The organism is Aeromonas sp. L_1B5_3 (genome assembly GCF_963866575.1).
GTDB classification, from domain to species: domain Bacteria; phylum Pseudomonadota; class Gammaproteobacteria; order Enterobacterales; family Aeromonadaceae; genus Aeromonas; species Aeromonas jandaei.
The window spans coordinates 26,414-37,467 of record NZ_CAWMDN010000161.1; the positions used below are offsets into that span (position 1 = coordinate 26,414).

At 58.5% G+C, this 11,054-nt stretch carries 9 protein-coding genes; 3 read left to right on the forward strand and 6 right to left on the reverse strand.

Annotation, left to right across the window (positions count from 1 at the left end):
- Positions 1 to 53: 53 nt before the first annotated feature.
- On the reverse strand, positions 54 to 1,070 hold the full coding sequence (locus AACR93_RS21005; protein WP_043849796.1) for an aspartate-semialdehyde dehydrogenase: 1,017 nt from the start codon (positions 1,068 to 1,070) through the stop codon (positions 54 to 56).
- A gap of 172 nt (positions 1,071 to 1,242) precedes the next feature.
- Entirely contained in the window at positions 1,243 to 2,364 is a 1,122-nt protein-coding gene (locus AACR93_RS21010; RefSeq protein ID WP_043849797.1) for a 4-phosphoerythronate dehydrogenase, read from the reverse strand.
- Between the two features lie 231 nt (positions 2,365 to 2,595).
- Here AACR93_RS21010 and AACR93_RS21015 point away from each other — a divergent pair, with 231 nt between their 5' ends.
- The 3 genes from AACR93_RS21015 to AACR93_RS21025 all read left to right on the forward strand — a co-directional run bounded on the left by AACR93_RS21015 (position 2,596) and on the right by AACR93_RS21025 (position 5,689).
- Complete coding sequence (locus tag AACR93_RS21015; protein WP_043849798.1) at positions 2,596 to 3,318, forward strand: phosphatase PAP2 family protein; 723 nt, start codon at positions 2,596 to 2,598, stop codon at positions 3,316 to 3,318.
- A gap of 97 nt (positions 3,319 to 3,415) precedes the next feature.
- Complete coding sequence (rnt, locus tag AACR93_RS21020; RefSeq protein WP_043849799.1) at positions 3,416 to 4,084, forward strand: ribonuclease T; 669 nt, start codon at positions 3,416 to 3,418, stop codon at positions 4,082 to 4,084.
- A gap of 282 nt (positions 4,085 to 4,366) precedes the next feature.
- On the forward strand, positions 4,367 to 5,689 hold the full coding sequence (locus AACR93_RS21025; protein ID WP_041209393.1) for a Na+/H+ antiporter family protein: 1,323 nt from the start codon (positions 4,367 to 4,369) through the stop codon (positions 5,687 to 5,689).
- Between the two features lie 79 nt (positions 5,690 to 5,768).
- On the opposite strand, the gene AACR93_RS21030 is transcribed toward AACR93_RS21025, so the two are convergent.
- The 4 genes from AACR93_RS21030 to AACR93_RS21045 form a co-directional block, all read right to left on the reverse strand.
- On the reverse strand, positions 5,769 to 7,685 hold the full coding sequence (locus AACR93_RS21030; RefSeq protein ID WP_043849800.1) for a putative bifunctional diguanylate cyclase/phosphodiesterase: 1,917 nt from the start codon (positions 7,683 to 7,685) through the stop codon (positions 5,769 to 5,771).
- Position 7,686: 1 nt separating this feature from the next.
- Positions 7,687 to 8,169, reverse strand: coding sequence for a molybdopterin-dependent oxidoreductase (locus AACR93_RS21035; RefSeq protein ID WP_043849801.1), 483 nt, complete (start codon positions 8,167 to 8,169; stop codon positions 7,687 to 7,689).
- Between the two features lie 330 nt (positions 8,170 to 8,499).
- On the reverse strand, positions 8,500 to 10,395 hold the full coding sequence (locus AACR93_RS21040; RefSeq protein WP_041209390.1) for a DEAD/DEAH box helicase: 1,896 nt from the start codon (positions 10,393 to 10,395) through the stop codon (positions 8,500 to 8,502).
- A 156-nt stretch (positions 10,396 to 10,551) separates the two neighbouring features.
- Entirely contained in the window at positions 10,552 to 11,037 is a 486-nt protein-coding gene (locus AACR93_RS21045) for a hotdog fold thioesterase (protein WP_041209389.1), read from the reverse strand.
- Positions 11,038 to 11,054 lie beyond the last annotated feature (17 nt).

Genomic DNA, 11,054 nt, shown 5'->3' on the forward strand with positions numbered 1-11,054 from the left:
TTGCCCAGAGGGAGCGCCGCCGTCCTGCGGCGCACCCTCTTGGCCATACGGCCTTACAGGTAGTCTCGAACCAGCAGTTCGGCAATCTGGACGCTGTTGGTGGCAGCGCCCTTACGAACGTTATCGGCCACGATCCACATATTTACACCATTGGGGTGAGAAATATCCTGACGAATGCGGCCAACCAGCACTTCATCCTTGCCGGTTGCATCGCGTACCGGTGTCGGATAGTCCTCTTCCTCTTCAAACAGGGTCACGCCCGGCGCTGCGCGCAGCAGATCTTTCACCTGCTCGGCATCGAGCGGCTGGTGCAGTTCGACATGCACAGCTTCAGAGTGGCCGTAGAAGACCGGCACCCGCACGCAAGTCGGGTTCACGGCAATGCTGGCATCGCCCAGGATCTTCTGGGTCTCCCATACCATCTTCATCTCTTCCCGGGTGTAGCCGTTGTCGGTGAAGCTGTCGATCTGCGGGATCAGGTTGAACGCGATCTGCTGGGGGTAGAGAGTCGGCTCGACCGGGCGACCATTGAGCAGCTGAGCGGTCTGTCCTGCCAGTTCACTCACCCCCTCCTTGCCGGAGCCGGAGACGGACTGATAGGTGGCGACGTTGATACGGGCGATGCCCACCTCGTCATGCAGCGGCTTCAGGGCCACCAGCATCTGGATAGTGGAGCAGTTGGGATTGGCGATGATGTTGCGATTGCGAAAATCGGCCAGCGCATCCGGGTTGACTTCCGGGATCACCAGCGGAATATCTTCGTCGTAACGGAAGCAGGAGGTGTTGTCGATGACGATGCAGCCGTGCTCGGCAGCAATCGGTGCCCACTTGGCAGAGACCTCTGCACCGGCAGAGAAGAGGGCAATCTGCACCTGGCTCCAGTCAAACTCCTCAACATCGAGGATCTCGAAATTCTTGCCATCAAAGCGCACGGTTTCACCGGCGCTGCGGCTGGAAGCCAGCGGATAGAGCGTAGCGACCGGAAACTCGCGCTCTTCCAGGATCTCGATCATGGCCTGGCCCACGGCGCCACTTGCGCCCAATACCGCGACATTAAACTGCTGGCTCATTCTGTTCTCCTCTAATAAAACGGCTATGGCGCCTGCTGGCGCCATGGTCGGCGGGGCTCCGATATGCGGGGCATCCTCGCCTGATATGGCCAATCCGAGGCAGAGCAAACCTGCCGCGGATTGGTAAAAACGGGGTCATAAGTAGTGCGGGCGTAGCGGCTCACCCACCTTCTTATGAGTGTGAAATATCAAATCCGGCGGCGCCGAGCATGTCACAGGCAAACTCACCCTTGATTTGCAGGGAGGAGAGCTCGCGGCGCTCCGGATAATGTTTGCGCTGCTCATCGAAGCTACCCGGGACACCCAGCCGGGCGCGAAAACGGACATCGTCGCGGCGCACATCGTAGATAAGGTGAACCAGCTGCTTGATCAATGCCTGATCCGGCGCCCGTCCGGGCACCACCGCCTGCACATCGGCAACCGGCAGCAGTGTACGCAGATCCTGACGGGGCTCTCGCCCCAGCTGGCGGCAGAGCGCCTCATAGAGCATCCAGGTACCGCGCGCCTTTCCCTCCAGGCTATAGCCGGCAATATGGGGAGTGGCAATCTCGGTATGGGGCACCAGCTGTGCAAGCGGCTCAGGCTCGTTCTCCCAGACATCCATCACCAACCGCAATGGCTTATCGCTCAACTGACGTGCCAGCAGTGCCCGGTTATCCCACACCTCGCCACGGGATGCGTTGATGAGGATCTGCCCGGCGGGGCGCGCAGCAATCTGCTCGGCATCCAGCAGATGGTAGGTCGCATCCACTCCTTCACGGGTAATGGGCACGTGGAAGCTGACGATATCGGCGCCAAGGGCTGTCTGATAGTCGACAAAATCCGCATCAGGGGCATTGCGCGCCTTGGGGGGATCACAGCGCAGCACCAGCATACCGAGCGCTTCGGCCTTGCCAGCCACGCACTCGCCGGTGTTGCCAGCCCCAATCACCGCCAGCGTCATTGTTGCGAGCTCAAGCTCGTAGCGCTCGGCCAACACCAGCAGGGCGGAGAGCACATAGTCCCCCACCGAATATTTGTTGCAGCCGGGGGCGCTATAAAAAGGGATATTGCGGCTAGCCAGCAAAGCCTTGTCGACATGATCGGTGCCGATGGTCGCGGTACCGACAAAAGCCAGTTTGGGGCTGGTCGCCAGCAGGTCGGCGTTCACCCTGGTCACCGAACGCACCAGCAGCACATCGGCGTCCTGCAGATCGTTGGCCTGCATCTGCCGCCCGGGCAGGGCAACCACGTCTCCAAACTCGGCAAACAGCTCCACGGCGTGGGGCATATTCTCATCTACGACTATTTTCATCGGGCTCTCTTTGCAGGCAACCGCCATGGACGCGCCATTCTAGCCCAAAGCCCGCCAATATTTCAGCCTGACATGCACTTGGTTACCGCAGACCAAGGGTAATTAAGGGTAATTGATGAACGAACAGCCAAATGTGTAAGCAGAGGTAAACAGAAGGGCAGGTCTGCTTTGCCGTCAAACCATGCAGTGGCACAATGGCGCTCTTTTTTCAGACCCTTGCCGATAGAGATCATGCCGCCCCATAACCCTTCCCTCTCCCGCAGTCAGGTGCTCGCGTTTACCACCCTCTTGATCCTGCCCCTGCTGCTGCTTGCCATCCTCCCCTGGCAACCCTTTCTGACCGGCTCGCTGCAATCGGGCTGGCTCTGGTGGCCTTATGCCCTCACCCGCATGGTCGATATTCCCGGAATTGGGATCAGCGCCGCGCTGCTGTTGCTGCTGACCAGGCAGAAACTGCAGCTCGATCGCTCATCCCTGCTGGCTCTGGCCGGCGCGCTGCTGGTGCTGCTCGCCGGAGACTGGCTCATCAAAAGCATCATCAAGCATCTGACCGAGGAGCCCAGACCCTACCTGCTCTGGTTGGAGAGCCAGTCCCTGATCCCCGCCATCAAGAGTTTCTACGCCGCCAGTACCGAAGTGCGCAGCGAACAGGTACACGCTGCCAGCCAGCTGCTGGCACTGCCCCAGTGGCTTGGCAATCACTGGCAAAAGGAGGTGAACTACGCCTTCCCCTCCGGCCACAGCATCGCCGCCATGAGCCTTGCCCAGTACTTTGGCCTCATCTGGCTGGCCCGCGCACCGGCAGGGGTCTGGCTGCTGCCGCTCTGGGCTCTCGGAATAGGGCTGTCACGCATGGTGATCGGCATGCACTGGCCAACCGATGTGCTGGCCAGCGCCATTCTCGGCAGCATCACGGCACTACTAGCCGCTCGCTGGTGGCTGCACAGATATTGAGCCATCGCTTGTCCCACAAGGCTCCCTCTTGCGGGATGGGGACAAGCCTGCGCTTTTTTGCCATAATGCCGCCTCATTTTATGCTGACCGAGATCCCATGACCGACGCAGTTCATACCCTCAAGGGCCGTTTTCGTGGTTTTTACCCCGTCGTCATCGATGTTGAAACAGCCGGCTTCAACGCCAAAACCGATGCCCTGCTCGAAATCGCGGCTTATACCCTGAAAATGGATGAGCAGGGGTGGCTCCTGCCCGATCAGATTTACCATTTTCATGTGGAGCCTTTCGAAGGTGCCAATCTGGAGCGTGCCGCTCTGGAGTTCACCGGTATCGATCCCTTCAACCCGCTGCGCGGAGCTGTCTCTGAAAAAGAGGCGCTGACCGAGATCTTCAAGGGGATCCGCAAGGGGATGAAGGAGAGCGACTGCAGCCGCGCCATCATCGTGGCCCACAACGCCACCTTCGATCACGGCTTCGTGATGGCGGCAGCCGAGCGGGCCGGCCTCAAGCGCAATCCGTTCCATCCGTTCGCCACCTTCGATACCGCCGCCCTCTCCGGGCTGGCGCTGGGCCAGACCGTGCTGGCCAAGGCGTGCCAGAGCGCCCGCATTCCGTTTGACAACAAAGAGGCTCACTCTGCTCTCTATGACACCGAGCGGACCACCGACCTCTTCTGCCATATCGTCAACCGCTGGAAGAGCATGGGCGGCTGGCCGCCAGTCGGGCCGGATAGCGACTCCGCCTCCGGAGATGAGGATCTGGAATAAGTTGCAAAGGCTGCCGCAGGCAGCCTTTCTTTATGTGCCTTGACTCTCTTTTGTCTCTATTGCCCCTCCACCACCCGCTTTATCCCCCTGGCTATTTCCACACGAGTGCAAGATGGGAGGCGCGACATACGAAGAGCAAATACCATCCCCGATCAACTTTGTTTCAGATGACCTTGGTCAGATGCCCGTTTTGACCGATTTTTTTCTCGACATTTGTCACATTTTTCGCAAACTAACTCCCCTTCACATGACAGACAGCAATAACAAACATAAGGAAATCAAATGAATCCAGTTGTTATCGCAGTCGGACTGATGCTGGTGCTCAGTCTGCTGCGGATCAATGTGGTGGTCTCACTTGCGCTGGGCGCCATTGCTGGCGGCCTGGTCGGCGGGCTCTCCCTGACCGATACCCTGGCAACCTTCAGCGGCGGTCTGGGTGGAGGCGCCGAGATTGCCCTCTCCTACGCCATGCTGGGGGCCTTTGCCGTCGCCATCTCCCGCTCCGGGATCACCGACCTGCTGGCCAGCAAGGTGATCAGCCAGCTGGGCAAGGATGCCAGCAGCAGCCGCATTTTGTGGGTCAAGACCCTGCTGCTCTCATCCGTTCTGGCAGTGTCCATCTCCTCGCAAAACATCATCCCGGTGCATATCGCCTTTATTCCGATCCTGATCCCGCCCCTCCTCCATGTGATGGCGCAGATGCAGATCGACCGTCGTCAGGTGGCCTGTGTCATCACCTTCGGCCTGACCGCCACCTATATGGTGCTGCCGGTCGGCTTTGGCGGCATCTTCCTGAACAATATTCTGGCCAAGAACCTCATCGATAACGGTGTGCCGATCACCTCCAGCCAGATCCCGCTGGCCATGGCCATCCCGGGCTGTGGCATGGTGCTGGGTCTGCTGATTGCGGTCTTCTTCAGCTATCGTAAACCCCGCCAGTATGACCTGGCCAAGATCCTGGAAGCCGAGCCGGAAACCGTCGAGCTCAATCTCAACCATATCTGGGTTGCTCTGCTGGCTATCGGCGTCGCACTTGGTCTCCAGCTGATGACCAACAGCATAGTGCTGGGTGCATTGGCCGGTTTCGTCATCTTCACCTGCGGTGGCGTCATCAAGTTTCGCGAGAGCCAGGATGCCTTCACCCAGGGGGTACGCATGATGTCGCTGATCGGCTTCATCATGATCTCCGCCGCCGGCTTTGCTGCCGTCATGAAGGCGACTCACGGCGTCGAAAGTCTGGTTCAGGTCGTTTCCAGCTCCATCGGTCAGCACAAAGGCATTGCCGCCTTCCTGATGCTGCTGGTGGGCCTGCTCATCACCATGGGGATCGGCTCCTCCTTCTCTACCGTGCCCATTATCGCCACCATCTATGTGCCGCTCTGCCTGCAACTGGGTTTCTCTCCCATGGCGATCATCGCGCTGGTCGGTACCGCCGGTGCGCTGGGGGACGCAGGCTCGCCTGCTTCGGACTCCACCCTCGGCCCCACATCGGGCCTCAACGCCGATGGCCAACACGACCATATCTGGGACAGCGTGGTGCCCACCTTCATCCACTACAATATCCCGCTGGTTATCTTCGGCTGGATTGCCGCCATGGTGCTCTGACCTGAAAGTGACACTGTTTAGATAGCAAAGGCGGCCTGTTGGCCGCCTTTTTGTTGCTGATGGCAAGTTGTTTGCTGCTCTACCCGAGCGCCACTTCCTGCATGATGGCACGATTGACAAAGTAGCGGTGGCAGAATTGGAGAAAGTCCTGCAAGGTCAACGGCCTTGAGTAGAAGTAACCCTGGATCTCGTCCACCCCTATGCTCAGCACCGCCTTGAGTTCGTCATTGTTTTCCACCCCTTCGGCCACGACACGCACCCCCAGCTGATGAGAGAGCGAGGTGATAGCCTCAACAAAGAGCGCCTGCCGGGTATCGTTGTCGATGGCAGTGATAAAGGAGCGGTCAATCTTCAGCTTGTCGAAATAGAGCTCACGCAGATATGAGAATGAGGACCAGCCGGTTCCAAAATCATCGAGCGCCACCCGCACCCCGATGTGGCGCAATGAGGCGATGATCTGCTTGCTCAGCTCGATATCATCCAGTGCTATGGTCTCCGTCAGTTCCACGATCAACTGCTGTAACCCGAGCGGGCCGACACTCATCCTCTCCTCAACATTGGCAGCCAGCCCCATATTGAACATGGAGCTGGAGAGGTTGACCGAGATCTCCAACAACTCCACCAGATCGCTCGGGAAGATGGAAAGGTCACGCTGCAAACGGTGGAAAATCCAGAGCCCCAGCGCCTCTCCCAGACCGTTTTCCTCTGCCAGCGCTATGATATCGAGCGGCGGAATAAAGCCATATTCCGGATGATTCCAGCGGATCAGCACCTCGGCTCCAAGCCGGACCGCACTCTGACCACGCACTATCGGCTGATAGTAGAGACAGAGCTGCTGGCACTCGGGGCTCTGGATCAATTCACGCAGCTCGGTCGAGAGGCGGCGGTTGCGCAGGTAGTGTTGATGCATGGCTCGGGAGAAGACCACTGAACGATGAAGCCGCTGGCGCTTGGCACTATCGAGGGCGATATCGGCAAACAGCAGCATCTCTTCCGGAGTATGTACCGGACGAGCGTATTGGCTCACCCCCATGAAGACCCTGACCCGGTGCGCCGGATCTGCCGCAAAGGCCAGATCGGCCAACTCGGTGCGCAACTGCTCCAGAAAGGGGAAACGCAGATAAGTCGGCATGGCGCCGGAGATAATGATGGCAAACTCGTCACTGCCGGTTCGGGCCACAAAAATACCGGGCGCCGCCACGCTATGGATCCGTTCGGCCAGCTGTTTAAGCAGTCCATCCCCTATCTCATATCCCAGGCTGTCGTTCACTTCACGAAAGTGGCCCAGATCCACCAGGCAGACAGTGATACTGCTGCCGCCGCCACGATAGGCAGCCCGCAACTTCAGGTGCTTGATAAGCGCCGCCCGATTGGGGAGACGGGTCAGGGGATCGTTCCACGCAAGAAACTGCTGGTGACGCACTTCGCGAAACAGCATCACCAGCATCACCATAGTTGCCGACATCAGAAAGGCGAGAATGGCAAAATTCTGGGTACGCGACTCATTGAGCAGCTCGCGCTGAGCAATGGCAGAGGGGCCGGTAAAGTTCTTCACCATGACATCACGAATAGCCGCCAGATCGCGATCAAGTTCTATCGAGAAACGAGCTAACCTGGTCGAATCGCGCGTTCCGCTCACCACATCCTGTTCGTACTCTTCAAACAGCGACATCAGCTGCCCTGCGGCTTGAGCAGCACCAAAGCGAGACCTGACCGGCTTTGCCTCTTCACCATGCAGGAAAACATCAAGTCGGTTCCAGGCGATATCAAACCGCTTGTTCATCTCCTCCTGACTCACCGAGCCGGCGCAATAAAGCTGGAGTGATTCGCCAAAACCGTGAACTTCCAACTCCAACTGTGCCAACGCCCAGGCTGATAACTGGGTATAGCGAGTCACTGCATTGAATGCGCGGTCATAGTTCCAGACCGACCAGATGGCGACCCCCAAAAAGGCAGTCACCATCAGGATCAGGCTGACAAACTTGCCGCGCAGCATGTTACTTGCTCTCTAGCCCAATCAGCTGCCACACCATGCGGCTGTGATAGAGCTCCTTGTTCAGGTCGGGGTAATCGGAGAGCGGGTAGATAATCCAGAGAGGTCCTTTGTTGCGCAGGGTCAGCGGCTTGCCATCCTGCTTCTCGGCAACCAGCACAGGATATTTGTCACCATCCTCGACAGGCACGGCAGCCCAGTAATCATTGACGGCCATAGCCTTCACTTCGCTGCTCTTTAGGCCGTATTTCTTCACCAGCTCCCGCAGCAGCACACCGCGGTAAGTGTGACTGCCTTCGGTCCAGGGCGTTTTGGTGGTCACTTCGCTTTGCGGTAGTGCCTCAAACTCGGCCCGGGTCAGACTAATCTGCCCCTTGCCATTGCAACACCCATCACCCTTAATCGTCAGAAACGCATCGTCTGCCAGCACCACGCTTGATACGAGACACCCAGACAACAACAGCACTCTGCCAAACCATCCGGTCATGATGAACCTCCATGTCATTGTGTTCAGTTTATTAATCGTACTCTCTTCTGCCATATGCAAACGAAAGAGAGGGGATACCGACTAAAGTCGCAGCCACACAACACAAGCAGAGGCACACCTTATTGACTACGACCTCAATGTCCTGAGACAGGATGACACCACTCCCCTATCACTCACAACCGTTTAACAAAAAAATAATGCCCTTTTGGCTCTCGTTTTTATCACCGAAGTAAGTTGTGCACCCTCGATTCGCTATAGCTAAGCGCCATCAGGAAAAATCATAAAAAAAGGCCGCTCAATGAGCGGCCTTCTGGCATTACCAATCAGGGATTAGCTGTCGCGGCGCTTGCCACCGAACTTGCGACCCTTGTCGAAACCGCCTTCACGGCGATCCTTGTTGAAGGGACGGTCACCCTGCGGACGGCGATCCTTGTTGAAAGGACGGTCGCCACGGAACGGACGATCACCGCGCGGCGGACGACTGCTGGTGTTGCCACCGGCCGGCACTTCGGTGTAGCGAGTGATCTGCAGCGGACGCTGGCAAACACGGGCTTTCTTGATCACTTCCAGCACATCGGCGCTCATGCCCTTGGGCAGATCGACGGTGGAGAAGTCGTCAGCGATGTCGATGTTGCCGATGAAGCGGCTCTCGATGTTCGCTTCGTTGGCGATGGCGCCCACGATCTGGCCCGGCTTGACGCCGTGATGGGCACCCACGTCTACGCGGTAGCGCTCCATCTCCACGTCCGGGTTGTCTTTGAGCGGACGCGGCTCCAGGGACGGCATACGACGGGCCGGACGATCGCCACGGTCACCGAAGTCACGACCGCCACGGTCATTGAAGTCACGGCGCTCGAAGCCACCGCGATCGTTGCTGTTGTTGAACAGCGGATCCGGGATGGAGTCATCCAGCAGCAGCGGTTGGTCGCCCTGTACCAGCTTGGCCAGTGCGGCAGCCAGTTCCAGCGGATCGGCAGAATCTTCTTCGATCAGCTCGTTTACCAGGTTGTGGTAGATCTCGAGCTCTTCGCCCATCATGGTTTCGCGGATGCGCTCTTTGAACTTGGCCAGACGGTGCTGGTTGATGTCCTCGGTGCTCGGCATCTTCATCGGCTCGATGGCCTGACGGGTTGCGTGCTCGATGGCGCGCAGCATGCGGCGCTCGCGCGGAGCCACGAACAGGATGGCCTCGCCCTTACGACCGGCACGACCGGTACGACCGATACGGTGAACGTAGGATTCGGTGTCGTACGGAATGTCGTAGTTCACTACGTGAGTGATGCGCTCAACGTCCAGACCACGGGCGACTACGTCGGTGGCGATCAGGATGTCCAGCTGGCCCTGACGCAGCTTGTCAACGGTACGCTCACGCAGCTTCTGCGGGATGTCGCCGTGCAGTGCTTCACAGGCGTGGCCACGAGCGGCTAGCTTGCCAGCCAGCTCTTCAGCGGCGTTTTTGGTACGCACAAACACCAGCAGAGCTTCGTAGGGCTCGACTTCCAGCAGACGGGTCATGGCGTCCAGCTTGTGCAGACCGGTCACCTGCCAGTAACGCTGACGAATGGTGGTAGCGGTAGCAGTCTTGGAAGCGATCTTGATCTCTTTGGGCTGCTTCAGGTGCTTCTGGGCCACACGACGGATCTGCTCCGGCATGGTGGCAGAGAAGAGCGCAACCTGACGACCGGCCGGGCACTGATCCATGATCCAGTCCACGTCGTCGATGAAGCCCATACGCAGCATTTCGTCCGCTTCATCCAGCACCAGAGCTTTCAGACCGGAGAGATCCAGGTTCTTGCGACGGATCAGGTCCATCACGCGGCCCGGAGTACCGACGACAACCTGAGCACCGCGACGCAGAGCGCGGGTCTGGGTTTCGTAGGAGGCGCCACCGTAAATAGGCAGCACGTGGAAATCAGGCATGTGGTGGGCATAGCGTTGGCACGCTTCAGCCACCTGCAGAGCCAGTTCGCGAGTCGGCGCCAGCACCAGGATCTGGGTGTTGCGGTTACCAGCTTCCAGACGAGACAGCAGAGGCAAGGCAAAAGCAGCGGTCTTCCCTGTACCGGTTTGCGCCTGCCCCAGCAGATCGTGGCCCGCCATCAGGTGGGGAATTGCTGCGGCCTGGATGGGGGACGGGCGCTCATAGCCCACGTCCTGCAGCGCTTTCAATACAGGCGCGGCCAGTCCAAGCTCACTAAAAAGGGGCAGTTGTTCGGTATCAGACATAGATTCTTCCAGATTAAGGCAGGCGGCTAACACCGCGGAATAGCAAAAAGGCGGCGATTATAGCGCCACTTTGTTCTGCTGTCTTGAAAAATGTGATAAGCCTCTCAAGACGTTGGCAATTATAGAGGGATCTTGCGAGTTAAGCTTGCTTATTTTTCACTCATGATGCGTTATTGCAGATCGTTCCTCTCCGGAGTCCTTGCCCCGCTTGTGCTTGAGCACCGCCATGGTCAACCGGCTGGTGCACAATAAACGACCACGCTCATCGCGAATTTCTATCTGCCACACCTGAGTCGTCGCCCCCAGATGCAGTGGCGAGCAGCGCCCCGTTACCACCCCTTCCCGCTTGGCTCGCAGATGGTTGGCGTTCACCTCCAGACCCACACAATAACTGTCAGGCCCGACCGCCATATTGGCAGCCAGAGAGCCCAGCGTCTCCGCCAGCACCACAGAGGCTCCACCGTGCAGCATACCGAGCGGCTGGTGAGTACGGTGATCCACCGGCATGGTGGCCTCCAGCCAGTCGGGGCCAAAAGCGGTATAGATGATATCGAGGTGGGCCATCAGGGTATTTCGGGAGCTGGCGTTGAGCCCTTCAAGGCTCATGGGTCTGCGCCAGATGGGGGATGATTCCTGACTCATGAAAAGAGAACTCCTTC